Here is a 22,603-nt window from a genome sequence, read left to right as displayed (position 1 = left end):
GCCAGCCGAGACCGGCGGGCGCCCCTTCGCGTACGTCTTCGGTCAGTGACCGGTGCCGTGCGACTCGGACGCAGCGTCGGACGAGGCGGCCTCGCCCTCGCTGCCCGCGGCCTCGGTGTCGGACGGAGCGGTCTCCGTGGCGGTGGCGCTGCCCGACGGCGACCCGGTGGGGCTGCCGGACGGGGACTGCGCCGGGCTCTGCGCCGGCGGGCTCGGCAACTCGCTCGGGCCCCAGCCCTGGAAGTAGTTCGTCGCCGGAACGACCAGCGCCCGCACCGTCACATTGCCGGTCTCGCTGAAGCGGAGGACGACCTCACGGGAGACCCCGTTGTTCATCTCCTGGTTGCCGTTCTCGATGACGGCGGCCGCGTTGCCCTCGCCGCCGATCACGACGCTGCCCTGCGCGGGGACGGTGATGGGGCCGGAGCCCTTGGCGGGACTGAGCTCCACCTTGGCTTCGGCGCCGGGCAGCGTGATCGACTCGAGGGTCTGCGGCTTGGTGCCCTCGTTGAAGATCGCCAGGCTCACCACGGCCGGGCCCTTGGCGTCGGGCTTCGGCTGGGTGATCACGTTCACGTTCTGCAGCTTCAGGTTGTCGACCGCGGTCGCCGCGTTGTCCGGCCTGATCTGGAGGGTCTGCGCGTCGTTGCCCGCACCGCAGGCGGAGAGCGAGGCGATCGAGAAGACGATGGCAGCGCCGGCGAGGGCACCGCGTCGAAGGCTGCTGCTCACGGCGGCGGCTTCTCCTTCTGAGTACGGACGGGTGGTGGCTGTCACCGGCTGATTGCGCGCCGGCCCGCGCTCAGGTTACCGAGCCGTCGATCACCCCCCGCACGCGACCCGCCCTTTGGCCGTACCACGGGTGACGGATGACCCGGGGAGGACGCTCCGGGCGGCGCGTTCACATAACCGAGGTGATCAATTTCCGGGGCGTCCACACATTCCTTACGAATACCCGCCGGTGATCAATTCGGATTGTCCGGAGCATCCGTCCGTACGGGTGAGCGGCGGCCGAACGGAGTACGGAAAGTTCACCATCAACAATCGGGCAAATCGGGATGTTACACCCCTTGGAGGGGGGTGTGCGATGCGTAACGCGCACGTTTCCGTCCGCCCGCGCAGCCGCTCCGACCTGCGAATACCGCACTCCGGAAGTCGTCCGCAGCACGTTCCGGTTACTGTTGTCAAGCCCCGAGATGTGCCCTGACCTGCGAAAACGCCATTCAGAAGAAGCTGTATCCGTGTTACCCTGGATAGCCACGGAAGGGGTACCTGTCACATGACGTTCAAGGTTGGCGACACCGTGGTCTATCCCCATCACGGGGCCGCGCTGATCGAGGCCATCGAAACTCGCCAGATCAAAGGCGTGGACAAGACCTACTTGGTGCTCAAGGTCGCCCAGGGCGACCTGACGGTTCGCGTACCGGCGGACAATGCGGAGTTCGTCGGCGTTCGCGATGTGGTCGGCCAGGACGGACTGGACCGGGTCTTCGAGGTGCTCCGCGCACCATACGCCGAAGAGCCGACGAACTGGTCCCGTCGCTACAAGGCAAATCTCGAGAAGCTCGCCTCCGGCGATGTCATCAAGGTCGCCGAAGTGGTGCGTGACCTGTGGCGTCGTGAGCGCGAGCGCGGGCTTTCCGCAGGTGAGAAGCGGATGCTCGCAAAGGCGCGCCAGATCCTGGTGAGCGAGCTCGCCCTCGCGGAGAACACCAACGAGGACAAGGCCGAGGCCCTGCTCGACGAGGTCCTCGCGTCCTGACGCACGACAATGCCGCAGTGCCCGTCGGCACGCTGTGAAATCACCCCTGTGAAATCCAGCCTGCCGCCGGGCGCTGCGGCATGTGCAGACACGGCTTACGCACAACGGCTGCGCTCCGAACCGGGGCGCGGCCGTCGTCGCCGGATGTTGTGGCGTGCCGGGCCCGGGCGGCTGGCGCAGACCTGGTCACGGAAGGGTCCGGTCAAGGCGTCGCGCCCGGCACTCCCCAACCTACGGCCGGGGTACGCCCAGGCCATACCCATGTCGGCTGAGGAAACAAACCTGCCGGAGAGCAACCGATGTCAGACGAATCGCGCCACCACCGCACCGCGGCCGTCATCCCGGCCGCCGGCCGAGGCGTACGGCTCGGCCCGGGTGCCCCCAAGGCGCTCCGCGCGCTGAACGGAACGCCCATGCTCGTCCACGCCGTCCGAGCCATGGCCGCCTCCCGCGCCGTCTCGCTCGTCGTGGTGGTCGCACCGCCGGAGGGCGCCCCCGAGGTGAAGCGGCTCCTCGACGCGCACGCCCTGCCCGAGCGGACGGACTACCTCGTCGTGCCGGGCGGTGACACCCGCCAGGAGTCCGTACGGCTCGGCCTGGACGCGCTGCCCGACGACATCGGCACGGTGCTCGTCCACGACGCCGCCCGCCCGCTCGTGCCGGAGGAGACCGTCGACGCGGTCATCGAAGCGGTGCACGCCGGTGCCAGGGCCGTCGTGCCGGCACTGCCGCTCGCGGACACCGTCAAGCAGGTCGAGCCGGCCCTCAAGGGCGAGCCGGAGCCCGTCGTCTCCACGCCCGACCGGGCCACCCTGCGGGCCGTTCAGACCCCCCAGGGCTTCGACCGCGAGACCCTCGTCCGTGCCCATGACACCGTCACCGACAATGTCACGGACGACGCGAGCATGGTCGAGCAGCTGGGCCTGCCGGTCGTCGTCGTACCCGGCCACGAGGAAGCCTTCAAGGTGACCCGGCCGCTGGATCTCGTACTGGCCGAGGCGGTACTCGCCCGGAGAAGGGCCAACGATGGCTTCTGAGCAGCCGCGCCTGCCGATGGTCGGCATCGGCACCGACGTCCACGCCTTCGAGAAGGGGCGTGAGCTGTGGTGCGCCGGGCTGCTGTGGGAGGGCTCCGACAGCGACGGGTACGGCCTCGCCGGCCACTCCGACGGTGACGTCGCCGCGCACGCCGCCTGCGACGCCCTCTTCTCCGCCGCCGGCATCGGCGATCTCGGCGCCCACTTCGGCACCTCCCGGCCCGAGTGGTCCGGCGCCTCCGGGGTCGCCCTGCTCGCGGAGGCGGCACGGATCGTCCGCGCCGCCGGGTTCGAGATCGGCAACGTCTCCGTTCAGGTGATCGGCGTACGCCCGAAGATCGGCAAGCGGCGCGAGGAGGCGCAGAAGGAGCTGTCCGCCGCGGTCGGCGCGCCGGTTGCCGTCTCGGGGACGACCACTGACGGTCTGGGCCTGACCGGACGGGCCGAAGGGCTCGCCGCCATCGCGACGGCGCTCGTCGTCAGGAACGGGTGAGTGCCGCTTGCGCCCCGCCCCCGGCGGGCCCGGTTGTCATCCGCGTCACCTCCAGGTCCTTCCCTGGCGGGAAAGGGTCGCGAGGCACTACCACGCGCCCACTACCCTTGTTCCGTGACCATTCGCCTGTACGACACCAGCGCCCGGCAGATCCGTGACTTCGCCCCTCTCGTGCCGGGTTGCGTCTCGATCTACCTGTGCGGCGCGACCGTGCAGGCTGCCCCGCACATCGGGCACATCCGGTCGGGACTGAACTTCGACATCATGCGCCGCTGGTTCGAGTACCGCGGCTACGACGTCACGTTCGTCCGCAACGTGACCGACATCGACGACAAGATCATCGCCAAGTCGGCGGACCAGGACCGCCCGTGGTGGTCGATCGGCTACGAGAACGAGCGGGCCTTCAACGACGGCTACGAGGTTCTCGGCTGCCTCCCGGCCACCTACGAACCGCGTGCCACCGGCCATGTCACCGAGATGGTCGAGATGATGCGCGGCCTCATCGAGCGCGGACACGCCTACGAGGCCGATGGCAGTGTCTACTTCGACGTGCGGTCCTTCCCCGACTATCTGGCGCTGTCCAACCAGGACATCGACGATCTGCGCCAGCCCACGGAGGAGGGCATCACCGGCAAGCGCGACCCGCGCGACTTCGCCATGTGGAAGGCGACCAAGCCCGGCGAGCCCGCCTGGGAGACGCCGTGGGGCCGCGGCCGGCCCGGCTGGCACCTCGAGTGCTCGGCCATGGCGCACAAGTACCTGGGCGCTGCCTTCGACATCCACGGCGGCGGCCTCGACCTGATCTTCCCGCACCACGAGAACGAGATCGCCCAGGCCAAGGCCTACGGCGACGACTTCGCCCAGTACTGGGTGCACAACGCCTGGGTCACCTTGAGCGGCGAGAAGATGTCCAAGTCGCTCGGCAACTCGGTGCTCGTCTCCGAGATGGTCAAGCACTGGCGCCCCATCGTCCTGCGCTACTACCTCGGCACCCCGCACTACCGCTCGATGATCGAGTACAGCGAGGAGGCCCTGCGCGAGGCCGAGTCGGCGTTCGCGCGGATCGAGGGCTTCATCCAGCGGGTCGTCGAGAAGGCCGGCCAGGTCGCCCCGGCCGCGCAGGTGCCGCCCGCGTTCGCCGAGGCGATGGACGACGACCTCGGGGTGCCGCAGGCCCTCGCGATCGTCCACACCACGGTCCGCCAGGGCAACAGCGCGCTGGCCGCCGACGACAAGGAAGCCGCCGTCGCACGCCTCGCCGAGGTCCGTGCCATGCTGGGTGTCCTCGGCCTCGACCCGCTCGACCCGCACTGGGCCGGCGAGTCCGACCGCGGCGAGGACCTCCACGGAGTCGTCGACACCCTCGTACGGCTCGTGCTCCAGCAGCGCGAAGCGGCCAGGTCCCGCAAGGACTGGACGACGGCGGACGCCATCCGTGACCAGCTGAACCAGTCCGGGCTCGTCATCGAGGACGGTCCCGACGGGCCCCGCTGGACACTCGGTCCCCGCTAGGTCGTGTCCGCAGCACCAGACGCACATGTGCCGCCCGGGCCCCGGGCGGCACACTTTCACTTGACGGCACGATCCAGAGGAACAGGTAGTCATGGCCGGGAACAGCCAGCGCAGGAACCGCCGCACGTCCAACAAGAAGGGCGCGCAGGTCGGCAGCGGTGGCAAGCGGCGTCGCTCGCTCGAGGGCAAGGGCCCCACGCCGCCCGCCTCCGCCCGCAAGGGACACGTCAAGAACCGCGTTGCCAACGCCAAGGCCAAGCAGTCCCAGCGCCGTCCCGTCGCCCGCCGCGGCGGCAAGGGAACGTCGGAGATGGTCGTCGGCCGCAACCCGGTCTTCGAGGCGCTGCGCGACGGTGTGCCCGCCTCCACGCTCTACGTGCAGCAGTTCATCGACAACGACGAGCGGGTGCGCGAGGCGCTCCAGCTCGCCACCGGACGCGGCAACATCAACATCATGGAGGCGCCGCGCCCCGAGCTCGACCGGATGACGAACGGGCTCAACCACCAGGGCCTGGTGCTCCAGGTCCCGCCGTACGAGTACGCGCACCCGGAGGACCTCGCGGCGGCCGCCTTCGACGAGGGCGAGGACCCGCTGATCGTCGCCCTCGACGGCGTCACCGACCCCCGCAACCTCGGCGCGGTCGTCCGCTCCGTCTCCGCCTTCGGCGGGCACGGCGTCGTCGTCCCCGAGCGGCGGGCCGCCGGCATGACCGCGGGCGCCTGGAAGACCTCGGCGGGCACCGCCGCCCGCACGCCCGTCGCACGTGCCACCAACCTGACGCGGGCCCTCGAGGCGTACCAGAAGGCCGGCCTGACGGTCGTCGGTCTCGCCGCCGACGGTGAGACGGAGGTCGGCGACCTCGAGGCGCTGAGCGGGCCGCTGGTGATCGTCGTCGGCAGCGAGGGCAAGGGCCTTTCCCGTCTCGTCGGCGAGACCTGCGACATCCTGGTCCGCATCCCCATGCCGGGCGGTGCCGAGTCCCTCAACGCCGGTGTCGCGGCCGGTGTGGTCCTGTACGAGGCGGCCAAGCGGCGCGCGTGATGCGCCTTATTCGGCCGTTTTCCGACGGACCTTGGGTGCAAAAAGGCCGATAAAGAGCGCTTGACGGGTCTCGGACAGATCGGGCCCGTCACGGCCGTGCCCTAAGCACACATCACTCGGTTAGATGAGTGTGGACACCAGAACGCCCCGGTCCGGGTTCGATGATCAGCCTGCGCTGAGCATGGTGAAGGTGGCCTGCGATCCCGCGCAGGTCATCGTCAACCACGCCAGTTTCCGGGTGCAGCTCGCCCAGAGCCCGCGCCCCGCACGTGCCCTGGCGAACACCGCACGCCTCGCCTCCCACGGAGCCGCCCCGGCCCGGCGCCGCGCGCCCGTCGTGTGGAGCGGCAGGTCCGCGCCGGGGGACTCCGGCGCGACCGGACTCCTCCAGGCCGTACGCAACTCCACCCTGGAGCACGACACCTACAGCGCGGGCGCCACCCAGGTCATGCCGCGCATCTCGCTCGACGAGACCGTGCAGGCCCCCACGGTCCCCGCCCCGGGCGGCCCCGGCCGCGACAGGCCGCTGCTGCCACCCATGCGGCAGGCGGGCAGCGCCTACGACTCGTACGACACGACCGTGCCGTACGACGGGCCCGCCGACGGCCCGCAGCCGTACGGCACCGAGGCGTACGACACCGTTACGTACGACGCCGGTGCGTACGACGTCGAGCCCTACCGCGAATTCGACCGGGAACAGGCCCGGCGGCATGCCCCGCGCCACGGCACGGACTCCGTACGGCATGCCTACTACCCCGGCCGCCGGATGAACCTCGGCGTGGTGCTCCTGCCGCTGCGTGTGCTCCTCGGCTTCATCTCCATCTACGCCGGCATGGGCAAGCTCTGCGACCCCGTCTACTTCGACGGCGGCGACCGAGGCTCCATGGTCAGGTGGCTGGGCGGCCTGAACCCCTGGGCGCTCGGCGAGCCCCTGCGCGACTTCGCGGTCGGCCACCCCGTCGGCGCCGGACTCACCGTCGCCTTCCTCCAGGTCATCGTCGGCGTCCTGACCGTGCTCGGGCTGTGGCAGCGCGTCGCGGCCGCCATCGGCGCGCTGCTGTCCGCCGTGCTGGTCATGACCGTCAGCTGGAGCACCGTCCCCGTCTACGAGACGCCGGACATCATCTATCTCGCCGCCTGGTCCCCGCTGGTCATCGCCGGCGCTCCCGTCTACTCGATCGACGGCCGCCTCGCCGGCGAGGCCTGGCGCACGCTGGGGCCCCGCTCGCAACTGTGGCAGCTGCGCCGCCGCGTACTGCGCCGCGGCGGCCTCGTCGCCGCCGTCGTCGTCGGACTCACGATGCTCGTCGGCTCGATGCTCGGTGGAGCCGTCCGCTCCGACGACATGGTCACCGTCCCCGGTCCGAACCAGCACCCGACCAACCACCTGCCGGGCGCCGCGCTGCCCGCGAAGCCGGGCGGCGAGCGCAGCTCCTTCGGCGCTCACGAGGACAAGCCCTCACCGTCCGCCAGCCGCACCCCGGAGAAGCCCGAGGCGTCCACCACACCGCCGGAGGAGACCGTACGGGAGACCGGCCGGGTCGACGGCACGCCCAGCGCGACGCAGGGCATCGGCCGGCAGTCGCCGAGCGGCTCGCAGCCCGCGCCCCCGCCGCCCTCCGACACCACAGGGCCGACCTCCACGGGCGGCAGCAGTTCCGACGGCACGACCGGTGGCGGTTCGACCGGCGGCTCCGGCGGCAACAGCGGCGGTGGCTCCGACGGCCGTGGCGTGATCGGCGGTCTGCTCGGCTGACCCGGCCACCCGACTTCCGACGGCGCGACGAGGGGCGGCCACCGGATCCCCGGATTCGGTGGCCGCCCCTTTGCCCGCGTTCCTCAGCGCATCTGCGTGGTCAGCTCCTTGGCCGCCTCCGTGAGGTCCTTCGCGGTGTCGATCGCCCGCCAGTAGGCCCCGTTCGGCAACGGGAAACCCGCCAGCCGGCGCTCACGCGCCAGCCGCGGGAAGGTCATCCGCTCGTGGTCGCCCACATCGGGCAGCAGGCCCGTGAACTGGGCGGAGAAGACGTACACGCCCGCGTTGATGAGATACGGCGACGGCGGCGACTCGATGAAGTCCGTGATGTGCCCGAAGGCGTCCGTTTCGACGGCTCCCCAGGGAATGCGCGGACGCGCCAGTGCGAGGGTCGCCGTGGCGTCGCGCTCGGCGTGGAAGGCGGCCATCTCACGCAGCGAGAAGCGGGTCCAGATGTCGCCGTTCGTGGCGTACCAGGGCTGGTCGGGGTGCGGCAGGCTCGCCGCGGCGTACTTCAGGCCGCCGCCACGGCCGAGCGGCTCCGTCTCCACGACGGTCGTGACGCGCAGCGGCAGCACCGCGCTGTCCAGCCATTCCTGGAGGACCTCCGCGAGGTGGCCGCAGGACACCACCGCATCCGTCACACCCTCCTCGGCCAGCCAGGAAAGCTGATGGCCGATGATCGGGGTCCCGGTTCCCGGGATCTCGACCATCGGCTTGGGGCGGTCGTCGGTGTACGGACGCAGCCGCGAGCCCTGGCCGCCCGCCAGGACCACGGCCTGCGTCGGAAACGTAGACGTTTGCATGGCGTGAACGATATGCGGCCCGCCGATCCGTTGCCGCAACGGGTACGACGGGCCCTGCAAGGCACAAAAGAGGGCGCCTAGGAGCCCTGGACCTGCTGCGAGACGCCCGCGGCGAACGAGGTGTCGCAGACGGGCCGGGAGAACCGCTGGGCGCGGGTCGGCCCGTAGCGGTCCACGGCGGCACGGCCGAGTGCGCGCGCGATCGACATGCAGTGCTCTGCGAGCGACGGACGCGCCTCGACCTCGCGCTGGAGGTGGGTGAGCGCCACACCGGGGTCCTTCGTCTGCAGTTCGGTCAGCAGCCGGTCGCGAAGAACGTCCTGGGGGGCGCGGGACTTGGCGCGTACGGACACGTGCTCCGAGGAGGCGGTGAGCATCTGCGACTGAGTGGCCTGCCCTGCCCACGGGACGGCGGTGACCGCGAGGGTTCCCGAGAGAACCAGGACGACAGGCAGAACAAGGGCGAGTGTGCGGCCGATTCGGCGGGCTGTGTGGGTCACACGAGGGATCGTAGCGGTCAGTGATGGTATAGCGACCTTCAGTCACTCACGCGAGGGATGGTTCGAGGCTTCTTTTCGAATTGCATGTTGACGAGAGGCCGCGAATTGACCCAAATGCCCTGTGTGTAGGGGTATTTGTCCACTTAACCGAAGAGCCGGGCTCCGCACCGAAGTGCGGAGCCCGGCGCTCGGACCGCTGGGGGCCTCAGTCGCTGAGGCGCTCGCCCGTCGACGTCGAGAAGACGTGGATCTCGCCCGACCGCGGCACGACGTGCAGCTCGCTGCCCTTGGCCGGGACGTCGCGGCCGCCGACACGGACGACGAGGTCCTTGTGCTGCCCGCCGACCTGGGCGGAGCCGTACACGTAACCGTCGGCGCCGAGTTCCTCGACGACGTTCACCGACACGGCGAGGCCGGCCGGGGCGTCCTTGGAGAGCGTCTTGGTGTCGCCGGCGCCGTGCTCGACGACGTCGAAGTGCTCGGGGCGGACACCGACCGTGACGGTCGTGTCGCCCTTGTCGGCGGCGGCGGACAGCGCCTCACGGGAGACCGGGACGACGCTGTTGCCGAACTTCACACCACCGTCGGTGATCGGTACCTCGACCAGGTTCATGGCCGGGGAGCCGATGAAGCCGGCGACGAAGAGATTGGCCGGACGGTCGTACATGTTGCGCGGCGAGTCGACCTGCTGCAGCAGGCCGTCCTTCAGCACGGCGACCCGGTCGCCCATGGTCATGGCCTCGACCTGGTCGTGCGTGACGTACACGGTCGTGATGCCGAGCCGGCGCTGCAGGCTCGCGATCTGCGTACGCGTCGACACACGGAGCTTGGCGTCGAGGTTCGACAGCGGCTCGTCCATGAGGAAGACCTGCGGCTCACGCACGATGGCACGGCCCATGGCGACTCGCTGCCGCTGGCCGCCGGAGAGCGCCTTCGGCTTGCGGTCCAGGTACTCGCTCAGGTCGAGGATCTTCGCGGCCTCCTCGACCTTCTTGCGGATCTCGCTCTTGTTGACGCCGGCGATCTTGAGCGCGAAGCCCATGTTGTCGGCGACGGTCATGTGCGGGTAGAGCGCGTAGTTCTGGAACACCATGGCGATGTCCCGGTCCTTGGGCGGCAGGTGCGTGACATCGCGGTTGCCGATCCGGATGGATCCGCCGTTGACGTCCTCGAGACCCGCGAGCATGCGCAGGGAGGTCGACTTGCCGCAGCCGGACGGTCCGACGAGTACGAGGAACTCGCCGTCCTCGGTCTCGATCTCGAGCTGGTCGACGGCGGGCTTGTCGGCACCCGGGTAGATCCGGGTGGCCTTGTCGAACGTGACAGTAGCCATGCTGAAGCGTCTCCTTCACCGGCAGGAACGTGCCGGACGATCCGAGTAAGGGAGTGGTCCAGTCCAACGGTGTGGACTTGCCGTGACGCTACCCGGCCATGTGGCGTCTGTCAGTAGTTCACGGGCCACGAAATTTGTCGACCATGGAGGCCCGGCGGTTGGTTACACTGCTCTGGCTGCCTCCTTAGCTCAGCTGGCCAGAGCACCGCTCTTGTAAAGCGGGGGTCGTCGGTTCGAACCCGACAGGGGGCTCCAGCGCGAAAGGTCCCCAGCTGATCAGGCTGGGGGCCTTTGACATCCACGTCTGACATCGACGGCGGCGGTCCCTCGCGGCCGGGCCGCCCCTTGAGCAGCCGGTCCATGTGGCTGATCGCCTTCCGCTGTGTGTCCTGCACCATGTGCGTGTAGACGTCCGTGGTGAGGCCGATCTGACTGGGGCCGAGGATCTCCATCACGACGCGGGGCCGCGACCCCGGCGGCCGTGTGTAAGGTTGCGCAGCCGGTGGCGGGCGTCGTGCAGCCGGACGAGCCGGAGACCGGCCGCTTCACCGACGCGGACGAAGGACCGGTGCACGTTCGGCGGCTCGATCGGCCGACCGGTCCTGGCAGCGAAGACGTAGCCCGCGGTGGTCCAGTCGATCCCGGCCGCCGCGTACGCCGTCATCTGCCTCATCCGGTGCCAGCGCAGTGGCAGCCTATGACACCCACGTGATCGTGCGGGTGCAGGCCCAGACAACTCCGGCGATGTCTTGGGAGAGAGCCGCTTCGTCAAGTACCTCGGAGGCCCCCAGCGGTGGCGGGTGCGCGTATCAGTCGATGAGCCGGATCGGTATGCCCGTGGCGTCGATGTGGTTCTGCGGCCTGGTGGCTGGTCGGTCGTCACTCGGTAATGCCTGTGCCCTTCCCGTGCCCGCTCAGTCGGGAAAGAGCAGGGAGCAACGGCCACTGACAGGCAACGCACATGAGAACGGCCCCGACCAAACCCACGGTGACTCGCGCCACGACGGTTTTCAAGATCGCTGGCGGCTTGACTCGGTCGTTGAGACTCCACCGACCTAGATTTTCGGTACGCGCATGGGCGAGATCCCGCCAAAGCGGCAGAGTCGCCTTTTCATACATTGCCCGTATTGACCGTCTTGCCGCTTAAGGCTTCGGGCATATTCCTCTGTCATATGACAAAGCTAGAGGTGTCCCATGACGGATGTTGCCGTCACAGGAGTATGCACCGCCTGGGTCCTCAACGACAGCTGGAATCAGGCGGGTTGGCAAAGATGCAGGTCAGGCTACTGCTACGTTCCTGCCCGGACAGAAGCCCCGCCCCCTGTCTCGGCCGACCGGGACGGGGCTTACCTGACGAGGTCTCGGCAGTGGCAACTGACGTAGGGGCCTGCATCAAGTGGAGGATCAGCGTGACGCATCCCGACAGCCCTCCCGGTGGAGAGCGTAATGACAACAACCACGGGCGGGCCACCCTGTGGCTGGGAGGCGTAACCGCTGCCGCAGCTCTGATCGGCGCCCTGGCGGCACTGATAACCGCGGTCCGGGCCTGAGTACAGCAGCGCCGTACCGCAAACCCAGCAACCGCCCCGTCCGGTAGCGTCCCTCCGGGGTCTCGTAGCGGCCGGTATGACCGTGCTGACCGATCCGGCCCAGAGCTACGGATCAGAAGGTTGCAGGTTCGAATCGTGCCGAGTGCACAGCAGTCGAGAGGCCCTCAGGAGAGATCCTGAGGGCCTCTGTCGTATGTCGTGACGGCAGTGGTTGACGGCAACCTTTTCCGAGGGCGGCCGTCGGACCGATCAGACGGCTACGAGGACACCGGCCGTGCCGTCGTCATCGTCCGCCCCGTTGCCGTCACCCCTCAGCGCATCCCCGACGCGGTCGAAGGCGGACCGCTGGGAGTCCAGCCGCACGAAGGTGTAGATGTCCATGGTCACGCGGATCAAGGCGGCCCCCCGCTCAGCCCGCAAAACCGCGAAGGCGGACAGCCGGCCCAGGAAGTAACCCGGCCAGCAGCACCAGGCCGACCCCAGCGAACAGAGCCCGTTCCCAGCCCCGGCCCACCCTCTGTCTATCGCACTGATTCCGCGCAGGCGAAAGCCCCGGGTGCCGTGCGAGCGGCGTCAGCCGATGGCGGCGGGGACGCTCAGCTCAGGGCCTTCCCCACCTCGTAGATGGTTGGCCGCTCCTCAGGCACGGGGCTGAGCATTGCCTCGATCAAGCCGCCCAGCTCCCCAGGCACTGTCACGGTCCGACGTCTTCCGTCCGCGATGGCCTGCCGCTGCACCGGGCGCGGCGCGTCGTCGGGATACTCGACCGCCCGCCAACCGGTGGCAGAGATCAGTAGCGACGCACCGAGGGCGTAGATGTCAGCGGCCTGCGTCGGCTCCGCCTCTCCGGTGGCGAGCACACTGCGTGCGATCTCCGGCGCCTCGTAGTGGACGAGACAGCCCCGGAACGGGAAGTCGAATCCCTCAGGGATGTGCCGTCCACGCGCCAGCGCGAGGTCGATGAGATGCGTTCGCTCTGGCCCGACGATGAAGTGAGCCGGTTGCACATCTCCGTGAACCCAGCCCGCCGCATGCAGTTCGGCCAGGGCTTCAACGCACCCCAGGGCCACACTCGTGTGCGGTTCGACGGACGAGCCCTCCGCACGGCACGGCTCCCACAGTCGGTAGAGGTCCGGGCCCTCATGCCACGGCTGGATGTTCCACGTCCCGCGCTCCCACTCCCCGTACGCGATGTCATCCGCACCGAGGCGATGGAGAACCGCGCCCTCGCGCGCGGGCGCGAGTGCCGTCCACGGCTGGCCCGGCCACTCAGGCGTGGCATCGATCGGATACCCGAGCTTCACCGCGTACCGGCCGCGATCGCCTTCCACGTCCCAGACCGAGGATCCGCGGCGGTTCAGCACGAGACGCTGAGACGTGGGCATGAGCGCGTCGAGCACCACGATCGGCAGTTCTGGAGTCAGGCCGGACATGGTCGTTCTCTCCTTTCACGGGCGCGGCGGCCGACCCCGAGCAGAGGCCGGCCGCGCGCTGTTGCCGAGGGCTATGCCTGACCGTACGGTCGGCCGCAGTCCGAGTCGCACTGCGCCAGGTTCTCGCCGTTCACGGTCCACAGGTCGTCGAAGACGCTGAATCCAGCGGCCTTCATCGCGTGTGCCGACGCGGCGACCAGCTTCGGGTCACGTGCTCCCCCGCCGGGCTTCGGGTTGTGGTGCAGGAAGCGGCCCGCGTACTTGTCGCAGAGCCCTGCGTACTCCTTTGTGTGCAGGATGAGCGCGTGGAGCCCGAGATCCACGTCGTCGGACGGGACCATGGGCACGGTGGCGGTGGCTGCGGTGACCAGGAAGGCCACGGCCTGGTCCGCGATCCGCTCGGCGCGCTCGGGTGTCTGTCCGTCGTGGACGACCACGAAGTGGGCGAGGCTTTCGAACAGTTCCTCGCCGGCCAGCGCGCGGCCGGTCTTCTGATCGTTCGCCGTTGCGGTCATGCGTACATCTCCTTGTGTGAGGCGGTGCGTGGCTTATCTCCCTCCCCCTGGCCGTCGAGCTGGTCTCATAGACGACCGGGGAGCGGGATTGGGTGGCCGGCTCCGGACGGGGACAGGGAGCCGTGGAAATGGCGCCCGTCCGGGGCGGCCGGTCTACTTGCTGGTGCCGAGGGCCATGCCGAGCACCAGGCCGCACGAGCCGCTGATGCAGATGATGAACAGGACCCCGGCGTACCTGCCGATGACGCGCATCACAGCCCGGCCCGACGGTTGCCATTCCTGACAGCCAGTCGAGCGCTCAGTTCTTTCCGCGCCCTGAATGCCGCGACCTTGTCGGGCATGGCGTCCCACTCGAGGCCGCCACGGACCGGCTGCATCTGAACATGTCCGCCGATCGTGCCCATGACGATGCCGATACGTCCGGTGGCCGTGTCCTTGGCCAGTTCGCCGATGCCTGGTTTGGTCTGCTGGTTGCTCGCCATGCACAGGAGGATCGCGAGCCGGGGGCCGGTGCCAAAAGGTCCGGCTGATTACCCAACTTGGGTAACATCACGAGAAGTAGAGAACGAGCGACGATGAGTAGCCCTCATGTGTGGGAGCTTGCCCGATGCCCGAGGCGTCCCGCCCGCAGGAGTTGCCTGCCGGCCTGCTTACGAATCCCGAGATGATCAAGGCGTGTCGGCTCAGGAACTTCACGAGGGTCTTCTCGCTGGTGAAGGCGCATGCGGGCATCTACCCGTCGATGATCGCCAGGCGATGCGACCTGACTCCCAGCCGTGTCGGCGAAGTCATGGCCGGGCGACGCCAGTTACAGCACATGGACGTGATCGAGCGCATCGCGGACGGCTTGCGCATCCCTGGCCACATGCTCGGCCTTGCCCGACGGTCCTGGGAGACGCCTGCGGTTCTGGCGGCGGAAGAACGGAAGCCGCCCAGGATCGTAGCCCCCGAGCCCATGGCGCCCGCCGCCGTACCCAGCGCCGAAGTGGACAGCATCCTTGCCCTGACCGCACGAACGAACCCCAACCCGTCGACACTGCAAGCGCTCCGTTGCTCGATCGAGGACTATTGGCGACGGGACGACCAGCACGGCGGTGAAGCCCTCAGGCCCGCCGTAGTCGGCCAGCTCCGGTACGTCGTCGGTCTGCTGAAGGAGAGCCGACCGGCCCCCATCCGACAGGGCCTCTACGGAGTTGCGGCCGAGCTGGCGCGTCTTACCGGATGGACACACTTCGACGCACGCCAGTACAGCCAGGCCCGCGCGTACTTCAAGGAAGCTCTGCACTTCGCAAAGGAAGTCGACGACCGCGAGTTCATGGCCAACGTGCTGGCCTGCATGAGCTTGCAAGCCACCTATGAGGACAAGCCGGGGGACGCGTTGGCGTTCGTTGCTGCGGCGCAGGACGAGGCGCGCGCTGCCGCCGGCACTACGCCGCGCGTTCTGTCGATGCTGTCGCTGCGGGAAGCGTTCGCCCATGCCTCACTGGGTAGTCGGACCGCCACCCACGAGGCCATCGGTGAGGCGCACCGACAGTTCGAGCAGATCCAGCCCAATGACCCCGATCCGGCGTGGGTCACTTACTTCGACGAACCCAAGCTCATCGTCGACACCGGCATTGCTCATGGCCGCCTCGGCGAAGTCGCGACCGCTGAACCTCTGATTGCCGACGCATTGCACAGGGAGAACAGCGCGAACCACCGCGGGCGGGCGTTCCATGCCTTCTGGCTCGCCCGCACCCAGCTGAAGCTCGGCAAACTCGACCAGGCATGCCAGACCGCAACGGAGGCACTGGAACCCGCATCATCGGTGGCGTCCGAGCGGGTGGCCGGACACCTACGCGAGTTCTACGACGAACTGGCACCCCACCGGCGAGAGCCCGTAGCCGTAGTCTTCGAGTCCCGTCTCCGGGAAATCCTCCCCGCACGAGTCAGCGGATCGCCTCATCCATGAGCACGTACAGCAGGCCCACGAGAGATCCACTGCTGACGATCTCACGGCGGTCGATCATGCCTCGGATGTTCGCGATCGGGATCCACTCGATGCGGTCTGACTCGTTCTTCTCCGTCGGCGGACCCACGTACGTGGCACCGTCAGCTCGAAACACGTGGTGCTGCGAATCTGTGATGCCGTTGGCCGGCTCGGCGTAGATCAGCTGCTTCATGGGCCCTGGACGCCAGCCCGTCTCCTCCAGCACTTCACGAGTGGCAGCCTCAGCAGCAGTCTCCCCAACCTCCACCAGTCCCATGGGCAGCTCCCAGGCCCATGCATCCGTGATGAATCGGTGCCGCCACATCATCAAGATCTCTTGTCGGTCGTTGATCACAGCCGCCACAGCCAAGTGACGCAGCTTGACGACGTGGTACTCCCACCGACGTCCGTCTGGTTGCTCCACATCGGTCAGCCACACGTTCACCCATGGGTTCTCGTAGATCGGACGTTCCCCGTGGATCTTCCACTGCATGACTGCCGCCCCTCTCGGTGAACCCCAAGCATCCCAGAACGCGGCGCCCTGAGGGATGGTTCCACGGATTCACGTCACACTGACGATTACCTGCCCGTCGAGACGATGGCAACCCCCCCGCTCCTGCGCACCGGTTGGTGAGACTCGGGAGTTGACTACCCATAAGCTCAGCCGGCCCCGCCTGGCACGGAGTACGTAGCCTTATTCACACGTCGCCGGTGGGAAGCGCGAGCCAGTGCAGCCAGCAGGCGGTGATCGGCGCGGGGGTGTCGGATCGCATCAGTGGCGGCCGGAGATCTTGTCGGCCAGGGTGGCGAGGCGGTCCGTCGTGGGGGTGTGGGTGGTGGACTCGTGGTGGTCGGCCTTGCGGTAGGCGGCGTAGAGGGTCTGGACGCCGAGCCAGCGCAGGGGTTCCGGTTCCCATTTGCGGACCTTGTGGTTGACCCAGGGCAGGGCGGTGAGGTCGGTCGGGCCGGATTGTCCGGAGTCCCGCTGGATCAGGTCGCGCAGGGTGCGGGCGGCGAGGTTGGAGGTGGCGACGCCGGAGCCGACGTAGCCGCCGGCCCAGCCGAGGCCGGTGGAGCGGTCGAGGGTGGTGGTGGCGCACCAGTCACGGGGCACGCCGAGGACGCCGGACCAGGCGTGGGCGATGCGGGCGCCGGCCAGCTGGGGGAAGAAGCGGATCAGGATGTCGCGCAGGGCGTCCACGGTGGCGGGCCGGGTGCGGCCGTCGTTGTCCGTCTTCGAGCCGTAGCGGTACGGGACGCCGCGGCCGCCGATGGCGATGCGGTCGTCGGCGGTGCGCTGGGCGTACATGTAGGCGTGGGCCATGTCGCCGAGGGTTTCGCGGCCGGACCAGCCGATCTCGCTCCAGATGTGCTCCGGGAGCGGCTCCGTGACGATCATGGAGGAGTTCATCGGGAGCCAGGTGCGGTGCTGGCCCTTGAGGGACGCGGTGAAGCCTTCTGTGCAGCGCAGGATGTAGGGGGCGCGGACGGTGCCGTAGGGGGTCACGGCGTGCTTGGGCCGGATCTCGGTGACGGGCGTCGATTCATGGACGGTGACGCCGAGCGCTTCGACGGCGGCGGCGAGGCCCTTGACCAGTTTCATGGGGTGCAGCCGGGCGCCGTGCGGGGTCCAGGTGGATGCGACGGCGCCGCTGACGCGGATGCGTTCGGCGGTTTCGCGGGCGCCGAGCAGGACGCGGTCCTTCTCGCCGAAGGCGATCTCGACGGAGTGGAAGTCCCTGAGGCGCTGGAGCTGGGCGGGGGTGTGGGCGACCTCGAGGACGCCGCCCTTGTGGATGTCGGCGTCGATCTTCTCGTCGCCGGCGACGCGGATGACCTCGTCGACGGTGTCGTTCATGGCGTGTTGGAGGCGTACGGCGGCGTCGTGGCCGTGCAGACGGGCGTAGCGGCCGCGTCCGGCGATGCCGTTGTAGAGCCAGCCGCCGTTGCGTCCCGAGGCGCCGTAGCCGCAGAACTTCGCTTCGAGGACGGTGATGTTGAGGAAGGGAACGGCCTTCTTGAGGTAGTACGCGGTCCACAGGCCGGTGTATCCGCCGCCGACGATGCAGATGTCGGCGGTGGTGTCGCCGGGGAGGGGTTCGCGGGGCGCGGGGGCCCCGTCCTGTGCGTACCAGAACGAAATGCCGCCGTTGACGGTGCTCATGTGGGGTGCCGTTCCCTGCCGGTGGTCGCCTGCGTCTGGCGGGAATGTACTGCTCGGGCCCGGGTTTGGCGACATACGATCGCGAGGTGATCGAGACCTGAGGAACTGGTCGCGTCGCTGTTGTCGTACGGCGAGCAGTCCTCGCGGGCCTTCCTGGAGAAGATTCCCGGGCGGACGGCGGAGTTCCTGGACCGGTGGGGTCTGCGGATCGAGGGTCCTTCGATGTACGGGCAGGTGTCGCTGGTGCTGCCGGTGGCGCGCGCGGACGGGACGCCGGCGGCTGCTGCGGGCCTGCGTGGCGGCGGTGCGCGAGGTGGCGGGCGAGCCAGGGACCGGCTGCTGCACTGGGACCTGCACTTCGACAACGTCCTCGCTGCCGAACGGGAGCCGTGGCTGGTGATCGACCCCAAGCTGCTCGTGGGGGACCCGGGGTTCGAGCTGTGCCCGCGCTGTGGAACCGCTTCGACGAGGACGAGGTGCTGTGGCGGTTCGATCTCATGACCGAGGTGCTGGGTGTGGACCGGGAGCGGGCGCGGGCCTGGACGCTGGGGCGGGTGCTGCAGAACGGGCTGTGGAAGGCGGAGGACGGGGAGGAGGAGCTGGGCGGGGTACAGGTGCTCATCGCTCGGACACTGCTGGCGCGGTAGGAGCCGAAAGGGCAGGCTGTCGCCATGATTCGTACTGCCACGCCCGCCGATGTGCCCGTGATCCACGAGATGGTCCGGGAGCTCGCGGACTACGAGAAGGCCCTGCACGAGGCGAAGGCCACCGAGGAGCAGTTGCACGAGGCGCTGTTCGCAGAGCGGCCCGCCGCGTTCGCGCACATCGCGGAGGCGGAGGACGGCCAGGTCGCCGGTTTCGCGCTCTGGTTCCTGAACTTCTCGACGTGGCGGGGTGTGCACGGGATCTATCTGGAAGATCTGTATGTGCGGCCGCAGTTGCGGGGCGGTGGGCACGGCAGGGCGCTGCTGACGGAGCTGGCCCGGATCTGTGTGGCTCGGGGATATGAGCGGCTGGAGTGGTCGGTGCTGAACTGGAACACCCCGTCGATCGACTTCTACCGGTCGCTGGGCGCGCGGCCGCAGGACGAGTGGTCGGTGTACCGGCTGACCGACGGGGCGCTGAAGGACCTCGGTTCCTGATCCCGGGGTCTTCAGGGGATCAGTACGACCTTGCCGATGGTGCCGCGGGTCTCCAGGGCGCGGTGTGCGCCGGCGGCGTCGGCGAGTGCGTGGCGCTGGACGGCGGGGCGGAGCCTGCCGGTGGCGGCTTCGGTGAGGGCGCGGGTCTCGAGCGCGCGCAGGCCGCCGGCTTTCTCGAGCATGGCGGGGCCGAGCACGCTCTCCGAGGTGATGCCGCGCTCCGTGAGCTCTTCGTCGGTGAGGGTGAGGGGGCTGTCGGAGAGGATGCCCTGGCTGGACCAGCCGAAGACGATGTGCCGGCCGCCTTTGCCGAGGAGGTCGACGCAGGCCCGGCCGGCGGCGCCGCCGACCGAGTCGTAGACCACGGTGGCCCGCCGGTCGCCGAGGCGGTCGCGTACGGTGTCCGCCCAGCCGGGCTGCTTGTAGTCGACGGCGAGGTCGGCGCCGTTGTCGCGGACGTGGGCCGTCTTGGCGGGGCCGCCCGCGAGGCCGATGACGGTGGCGCCGGCGTTCCTGGCGTACTGGACGATCAGGGTGCCGATGCCGCCCGCGGCGGCGGGGACGATCACGAGGTCGCCGGGGCCGAGGTCGGTGTACTGAAGGATGCCCAGGGCGGTGCGGCCGGTGCCGATCATGGCGACGGCCCCGCTCGGATCGAGGTTGCCGGGGATCTCGTGGAGTCTGCCGACGTCGGTCACGGCGAGTTCGGCGTAGCCGCCGGGCGCCATGCCGAGGTGGGCGACGACGCGTTTGCCGAGCCAGGCCGGATCGGTGTCTTCGCCGAGGGACTCGACGGTGCCGGCGACCTCGCGGCCGGGAACGGTGGGCAGCTCGGCGGGGGCGCCGAAGGGGCCAGCCGCGCCTTCACGCAGTGCGGTGTCCAGGAGGTGGACGCCGGCGGCGGCGACGGCTATCCGCACCTGGCCGGGGCCCGGTACGGGGTCGTCGACGTTCTCGTAGGTGAGGTTCTCGGCCGGGCCGAAGGCGTGCAGGCGGACGGCGTGCATGGGTGGGCTCCCTCGTGATCGGGTCGTGGGGCCCACTCTTCAACCTCAAGCACGCTTGAGGTCAAGGTGGTTGCCCAAGGCCCGGCGCCGGCTGCCCCGCAGTGCCAGTGAGGCCGCTTCGAGCGCGCTGTTGAACGACACCTCCGAGAGCAGGCCGGGGGCCGCGACCTGGTCCCCGGCAAGGTATATGCCGTCGCCGCGGTCGATGGCGGGGCGGTCGCGCCAGGTGGTGCCGGGCAGGTCGACGGCGCCGGTGCGGCCGTTCGCGAGCCCGTCCCGCCGCCAGACGGTCCGGTCCCGCCAGCCGGGGAATCCCAGGTCGAGCAGGGCTTCCGCGCGGGCGGTGCCGTCGGACTTGGACCGGTCGGGGCCGATCGGGAGTTGTCCTTGGAGGAGTTGCTGCCCGGCGGGGGCGGGCGTCAGGTCCTTGGCGGTGAACCTCCCCCGGACTCCGTCCGGGCGTGCCGCAGTCAGCCAGCCGGGGGCGTCGAGATCCCGGACGGCGCACGGGTCGCCACGCCGGGTGCTCAGTGCCAGGTCGATCAGGGTGGTGCGGCCGCTGGTCCAGTACAGGGTGTCGTCGCCGAGGAGGCGGCGGGCGGCGTCGAGGGTGGTTGCGACGATGACGGGTCCGTGGCCTTCGGGCAGGGCGTCGACGCGGGACGTGGTCTCGATGCGTACGCCGAGGTCCCAGGCGCGGGCGGCCATGCGCTCGGCGACCTGGCCCCAGCCGCCGCGGGGGTGGTGGGCCTCGGACGGGAGGTGGGTGGCTCGGCGGAGGCGTTCCTGGACGAACGCGGCGGACAGCGAGCCGGGGTCGTGGTGGAAGAGGGTCCCTGCCACGTAGTGGGCGGCGGCCCGTGCGGCCTTCTCGCCGACGGCGGTGGTGGCCCAGGTGAGGAAGTCGGTGTCCACGGGAGCGGCTTCCGCGGGGCGGCGCGCGAGCCGCAGCACGCCGAGCGGCGGGGTCCGGTGGAGCGCGCCGTCACGGCGGAAACGCAGGCGTGCGCCTTCGAGGAGCGGCAGGGGCGCGAGGGGGCCGAGGAGCCCGCGCTGCTTGAGCCAGGTCCAGTGGGGGCCGCGGTTGTAGAGGGCGTGGGGGCCGTCGTTGGTCCTGTAGGGGCCCTCGCTGGTGCGGGCGCGTCCACCGAGGGTGTGGTGGGCCTCGTACAGGGACACACGGGCACCGCACTCGGCGGCGGTGATGGCCGCGGCGAGGCCGGCGAAGCCGCCGCCGATGACGGTGATCTTCAGCATGGTGTCTCTCTCCCCTGGTCGCTCGACTCGCTCCTACGGCTGGGACGGGTCGGGGGCGGCGGAGCGTGACATCGGGCGGGCGGGAGGGCGTTGTCAGTGGTGCATGTCACTGTGGGCTCATGGCGAAGGCACGGAGGCCCGCAGTGGTGGCGGCGAGGGTGACACAGGTGCGGCTGCCGCGGCTGGAGACGTTCGCGGGCGGCGCTCTGCAGCCGGACGGGGACTACGACGGGGTGGCGTTCGAGCGGCTGGACCTCGGCGGCCAGGAGGGGGCGGGGGCGCGGTTCATCGACTGCGCGCTGCGGGAGTGCGAGCTGGACGGGACGCGGCTGGGCGGCGCGCGTTTCGTGGACTGCGTGCTGGAGGGCGTCCGTGGAGTGGGGGCGGATCTCGCGGGGGCTTCGCTGCGCGATGCGGAGGTGCGGGAGGCGCGGCTGGGCGGGGTGCAGTTGCACGGGGCGGTGCTGACGGGGGTGCTGGTGCAGGGCGGGAAGATCGACTGTCTGAATCTTCGGGAGGCGAGACTGACGGATGTGGTGTTCGACGGCTGTGTGCTGTCGGAGGCGGATTTCGGGGGTGCGCGGCTGGACCGGGTGGAGTTCAGGGACTGTGCGCTGCGGCAGGCGGACTTCACGGCGGTGCGGATGAAGGACGTGGACCTGCGGGGTGCGACGGAGCTGGACATCGCCCGCGGGGTGGAGCGCTTGGCGGGTGCGGTGATCAGCTCTGCACAACTGTTCGATCTGGCACCGGTGTTCGCGGCGCAGATCGGGCTCCGTGTGGAATGACGAGGGCGCCGGGGCCGGGGAAGGGCTTCACGGGGTGCGGGGAAAACGGGCCTGGAGGTCCCAGATCACCGGGTTGTCGCCGAGGCCTTCGTGCATGTCGGTGAGGTCGGCGATCAGGTCGTGCAGGAAGTCACGGGCCTCGCAGCGGAGTTCGGCGTGATTGAAGGTGAGGGGAGGCTCATCGGCGGGCATCCAGTCCGCTTCGACGTCGACCCAGCCGAAGCGGCGCTCGAAGAGCATCCGGTCGCTGGACTCGGTGAAGTCGAGCTCGGCGTGCTGGGGCCTGGACCGACGGTTGCCGAGGGGGTCGCGGTCGAGCTGCTCGACGATGTCGCACAGGGCCCAGGCGAAGTCGAGCACCGGCACCCATCCCCAGGCTGTGGACACCTCCCGGTCCTGCTCGGTGTCGGCGAGGTAGACGTCGCCGCAGAAGAGGTCGTGGCGCAGCGCCTGGACGTCCACGCGCCGGTAGTCGGTCTGTGGCGGGTCGGGGAAGCGGCGCGAGAGGGAGTAGCCGATGTCGAGCACGTGCCCGAT

The 22,603-nt window shown here is 69.6% G+C and carries 22 protein-coding genes, 1 tRNA gene and 2 pseudogenes; 11 read left to right on the top strand and 14 right to left on the bottom strand.

All coding sequences use genetic code 11. The features are described from left to right. Positions 1–42: 42 nt before the first annotated feature. Positions 43–732, bottom strand: coding sequence for a copper chaperone PCu(A)C domain-containing protein (locus IE198_RS21715; RefSeq protein WP_189889122.1), 690 nt, complete (start codon positions 730–732; stop codon positions 43–45). Between the two features lie 547 nt (positions 733–1,279). Here IE198_RS21715 and IE198_RS21710 point away from each other — a divergent pair. The 6 genes from IE198_RS21710 to IE198_RS21685 all read left to right on the top strand — a co-directional run bounded on the left by IE198_RS21710 (position 1,280) and on the right by IE198_RS21685 (position 7,602). Beyond that, positions 1,280–1,762, top strand: a complete 483-nt coding sequence (locus IE198_RS21710; RefSeq protein ID WP_003953493.1) for a CarD family transcriptional regulator — start codon at positions 1,280–1,282, stop codon at positions 1,760–1,762. A 299-nt stretch (positions 1,763–2,061) separates the two neighbouring features. Next, complete coding sequence (gene ispD / locus IE198_RS21705) at positions 2,062–2,799, top strand: 2-C-methyl-D-erythritol 4-phosphate cytidylyltransferase (RefSeq protein WP_189889120.1); 738 nt, start codon at positions 2,062–2,064, stop codon at positions 2,797–2,799. Then, positions 2,789–3,292, top strand: coding sequence for a 2-C-methyl-D-erythritol 2,4-cyclodiphosphate synthase (gene ispF, locus IE198_RS21700; RefSeq protein ID WP_189889118.1), 504 nt, complete (start codon positions 2,789–2,791; stop codon positions 3,290–3,292). The genes ispD and ispF overlap by 11 nt, the downstream gene beginning before the upstream one ends. Before the next feature lie 114 nt (positions 3,293–3,406). Continuing rightward, positions 3,407–4,804, top strand: a complete 1,398-nt coding sequence (gene cysS / locus IE198_RS21695; RefSeq protein WP_189889116.1) for a cysteine--tRNA ligase — start codon at positions 3,407–3,409, stop codon at positions 4,802–4,804. Between the two features lie 91 nt (positions 4,805–4,895). Further along, the gene (rlmB, locus tag IE198_RS21690; RefSeq protein ID WP_189889114.1) at positions 4,896–5,846 is read left to right on the top strand and encodes a 23S rRNA (guanosine(2251)-2'-O)-methyltransferase RlmB; all 951 of its coding nucleotides are present in this window, start codon (positions 4,896–4,898) and stop codon (positions 5,844–5,846) included. Between the two features lie 181 nt (positions 5,847–6,027). Then, positions 6,028–7,602: a DoxX family protein gene (locus tag IE198_RS21685; protein ID WP_229834198.1), complete on the top strand. Its 1,575-nt coding sequence runs from the start codon at positions 6,028–6,030 to the stop codon at positions 7,600–7,602. Positions 7,603–7,685: 83 nt separating this feature from the next. Here the strand turns inward: IE198_RS21685 and IE198_RS21680 are convergent, their stop codons facing one another. The 3 genes from IE198_RS21680 to IE198_RS21670 all read right to left on the bottom strand — a co-directional run bounded on the left by IE198_RS21680 (position 7,686) and on the right by IE198_RS21670 (position 10,241). Next, positions 7,686–8,408: a nucleotidyltransferase family protein gene (locus IE198_RS21680; protein WP_189889110.1), complete on the bottom strand. Its 723-nt coding sequence runs from the start codon at positions 8,406–8,408 to the stop codon at positions 7,686–7,688. Positions 8,409–8,485: 77 nt separating this feature from the next. Further along, positions 8,486–8,908 carry a hypothetical protein gene (locus IE198_RS21675; RefSeq protein WP_189889108.1) on the bottom strand — a complete coding sequence of 141 codons (423 nt, stop codon included), beginning with the start codon at positions 8,906–8,908 and terminating at the stop codon, positions 8,486–8,488. 205 nt (positions 8,909–9,113) lie between these two features. Further along, positions 9,114–10,241: an ABC transporter ATP-binding protein gene (locus tag IE198_RS21670; protein ID WP_189889105.1), complete on the bottom strand. Its 1,128-nt coding sequence runs from the start codon at positions 10,239–10,241 to the stop codon at positions 9,114–9,116. Positions 10,242–10,419: 178 nt separating this feature from the next. On the opposite strand from IE198_RS21670, the gene IE198_RS21665 reads away from it, so the two are divergent. After that, a tRNA-Thr gene (locus IE198_RS21665) sits at positions 10,420–10,496 on the top strand. A 74-nt stretch (positions 10,497–10,570) separates the two neighbouring features. On the opposite strand, the pseudogene IE198_RS21660 reads toward IE198_RS21665, so the two are convergent. The 5 genes and pseudogenes from IE198_RS21660 to IE198_RS21645 all read right to left on the bottom strand — a co-directional run. After that, a pseudogene (locus IE198_RS21660) lies at positions 10,571–10,932 on the bottom strand (tyrosine-type recombinase/integrase); the annotation flags it as partial. 1,108 nt (positions 10,933–12,040) lie between these two features. After that, a complete protein-coding gene (locus tag IE198_RS35440) occupies positions 12,041–12,187 on the bottom strand; it encodes a hypothetical protein (RefSeq protein WP_229834195.1) in 147 nt (48 codons plus the stop codon). Between the two features lie 200 nt (positions 12,188–12,387). Continuing rightward, positions 12,388–13,224, bottom strand: a complete 837-nt coding sequence (locus IE198_RS21655) for a protein kinase family protein (protein WP_189889103.1) — start codon at positions 13,222–13,224, stop codon at positions 12,388–12,390. 71 nt (positions 13,225–13,295) lie between these two features. Beyond that, positions 13,296–13,739 (bottom strand): glycine-rich domain-containing protein, encoded by a 444-nt coding sequence (locus IE198_RS21650; protein ID WP_189889101.1) that lies wholly within the window; start codon positions 13,737–13,739, stop codon positions 13,296–13,298. Between the two features lie 251 nt (positions 13,740–13,990). Further along, positions 13,991–14,221, bottom strand: coding sequence for a hypothetical protein (locus IE198_RS21645; RefSeq protein WP_189889099.1), 231 nt, complete (start codon positions 14,219–14,221; stop codon positions 13,991–13,993). A gap of 125 nt (positions 14,222–14,346) precedes the next feature. Between IE198_RS21645 and IE198_RS21640 the strand changes: the two genes are divergently transcribed. Then, positions 14,347–15,690 carry an NsdA family TPR-like regulatory protein gene (locus tag IE198_RS21640; RefSeq protein WP_189889097.1) on the top strand — a complete coding sequence of 448 codons (1,344 nt, stop codon included), beginning with the start codon at positions 14,347–14,349 and terminating at the stop codon, positions 15,688–15,690. Here the strand turns inward: IE198_RS21640 and IE198_RS21635 are convergent. Beyond that, positions 15,668–16,201: an NUDIX hydrolase gene (locus IE198_RS21635; RefSeq protein ID WP_189889095.1), complete on the bottom strand. Its 534-nt coding sequence runs from the start codon at positions 16,199–16,201 to the stop codon at positions 15,668–15,670. The genes IE198_RS21640 and IE198_RS21635 overlap by 23 nt on opposite strands. Positions 16,202–16,480: 279 nt before the next feature. After that, the gene (locus IE198_RS21630) at positions 16,481–17,872 is read right to left on the bottom strand and encodes an NAD(P)/FAD-dependent oxidoreductase (RefSeq protein ID WP_189889093.1); all 1,392 of its coding nucleotides are present in this window, start codon (positions 17,870–17,872) and stop codon (positions 16,481–16,483) included. Between the two features lie 105 nt (positions 17,873–17,977). On the opposite strand from IE198_RS21630, the pseudogene IE198_RS21625 reads away from it, so the two are divergent. Together IE198_RS21625 and IE198_RS21620 are read left to right on the top strand one after the other, a co-directional pair. Continuing rightward, positions 17,978–18,519: pseudogene (locus IE198_RS21625) on the top strand (aminoglycoside phosphotransferase family protein). 24 nt (positions 18,520–18,543) lie between these two features. Then, on the top strand, positions 18,544–19,014 hold the full coding sequence (locus tag IE198_RS21620; protein WP_189889091.1) for a GNAT family N-acetyltransferase: 471 nt from the start codon (positions 18,544–18,546) through the stop codon (positions 19,012–19,014). A gap of 11 nt (positions 19,015–19,025) precedes the next feature. Here IE198_RS21620 and IE198_RS21615 read toward each other — a convergent pair whose 3' ends face one another. Further along, positions 19,026–20,021 carry a zinc-binding dehydrogenase gene (locus IE198_RS21615; RefSeq protein WP_189889089.1) on the bottom strand — a complete coding sequence of 332 codons (996 nt, stop codon included), beginning with the start codon at positions 20,019–20,021 and terminating at the stop codon, positions 19,026–19,028. 45 nt (positions 20,022–20,066) lie between these two features. Continuing rightward, complete coding sequence (locus IE198_RS21610) at positions 20,067–21,278, bottom strand: FAD-dependent oxidoreductase (RefSeq protein WP_189889087.1); 1,212 nt, start codon at positions 21,276–21,278, stop codon at positions 20,067–20,069. Positions 21,279–21,397: 119 nt separating this feature from the next. On the opposite strand from IE198_RS21610, the gene IE198_RS21605 reads away from it, so the two are divergent. Continuing rightward, complete coding sequence (locus tag IE198_RS21605; RefSeq protein ID WP_189889085.1) at positions 21,398–22,066, top strand: pentapeptide repeat-containing protein; 669 nt, start codon at positions 21,398–21,400, stop codon at positions 22,064–22,066. Between the two features lie 27 nt (positions 22,067–22,093). Here IE198_RS21605 and IE198_RS21600 read toward each other — a convergent pair whose 3' ends face one another. Continuing rightward, on the bottom strand, positions 22,094–22,594 hold the full coding sequence (locus IE198_RS21600; protein ID WP_189889083.1) for a hypothetical protein: 501 nt from the start codon (positions 22,592–22,594) through the stop codon (positions 22,094–22,096). Positions 22,595–22,603 lie beyond the last annotated feature (9 nt).

This window comes from Streptomyces xantholiticus (genome assembly GCF_014651015.1).
GTDB classification, from domain to species: Bacteria; Actinomycetota; Actinomycetes; order Streptomycetales; family Streptomycetaceae; genus Streptomyces; species Streptomyces xantholiticus.
This window is presented reverse-complemented; position numbering and strand designations above follow the sequence as displayed.

What these genes read in the sequence shown, in the direction of transcription:
- IE198_RS21710 (WP_003953493.1), top strand. Translation starts at nt 1,280, where the DNA reads ATGACGTTCAAGGTTGGCGACACCGTGGTCTATCCCCATCACGGGGCC.
- ispD (WP_189889120.1), top strand. Translation starts at nt 2,062, where the DNA reads ATGTCAGACGAATCGCGCCACCACCGCACCGCGGCCGTCATCCCGGCC.
- ispF (WP_189889118.1), top strand. Translation starts at nt 2,789, where the DNA reads ATGGCTTCTGAGCAGCCGCGCCTGCCGATGGTCGGCATCGGCACCGAC.
- rlmB (WP_189889114.1), top strand. Translation starts at nt 4,896, where the DNA reads ATGGCCGGGAACAGCCAGCGCAGGAACCGCCGCACGTCCAACAAGAAG.
- IE198_RS21685 (WP_229834198.1), top strand. Translation starts at nt 6,028, where the DNA reads ATGGTGAAGGTGGCCTGCGATCCCGCGCAGGTCATCGTCAACCACGCC.
- IE198_RS21680 (WP_189889110.1), bottom strand. Translation starts at nt 8,408, where the DNA reads ATGCAAACGTCTACGTTTCCGACGCAGGCCGTGGTCCTGGCGGGCGGC.
- IE198_RS21670 (WP_189889105.1), bottom strand. Translation starts at nt 10,241, where the DNA reads ATGGCTACTGTCACGTTCGACAAGGCCACCCGGATCTACCCGGGTGCC.
- IE198_RS21655 (WP_189889103.1), bottom strand. Translation starts at nt 13,224, where the DNA reads ATGTCCGGCCTGACTCCAGAACTGCCGATCGTGGTGCTCGACGCGCTC.
- IE198_RS21650 (WP_189889101.1), bottom strand. Translation starts at nt 13,739, where the DNA reads ATGACCGCAACGGCGAACGATCAGAAGACCGGCCGCGCGCTGGCCGGC.
- IE198_RS21645 (WP_189889099.1), bottom strand. Translation starts at nt 14,221, where the DNA reads ATGGCGAGCAACCAGCAGACCAAACCAGGCATCGGCGAACTGGCCAAG.
- IE198_RS21640 (WP_189889097.1), top strand. Translation starts at nt 14,347, where the DNA reads ATGCCCGAGGCGTCCCGCCCGCAGGAGTTGCCTGCCGGCCTGCTTACG.
- IE198_RS21635 (WP_189889095.1), bottom strand. Translation starts at nt 16,201, where the DNA reads ATGCAGTGGAAGATCCACGGGGAACGTCCGATCTACGAGAACCCATGG.
- IE198_RS21630 (WP_189889093.1), bottom strand. Translation starts at nt 17,872, where the DNA reads ATGAGCACCGTCAACGGCGGCATTTCGTTCTGGTACGCACAGGACGGG.
- IE198_RS21620 (WP_189889091.1), top strand. Translation starts at nt 18,544, where the DNA reads ATGATTCGTACTGCCACGCCCGCCGATGTGCCCGTGATCCACGAGATG.
- IE198_RS21615 (WP_189889089.1), bottom strand. Translation starts at nt 20,021, where the DNA reads ATGCACGCCGTCCGCCTGCACGCCTTCGGCCCGGCCGAGAACCTCACC.
- IE198_RS21610 (WP_189889087.1), bottom strand. Translation starts at nt 21,278, where the DNA reads ATGCTGAAGATCACCGTCATCGGCGGCGGCTTCGCCGGCCTCGCCGCG.
- IE198_RS21605 (WP_189889085.1), top strand. Translation starts at nt 21,398, where the DNA reads ATGGCGAAGGCACGGAGGCCCGCAGTGGTGGCGGCGAGGGTGACACAG.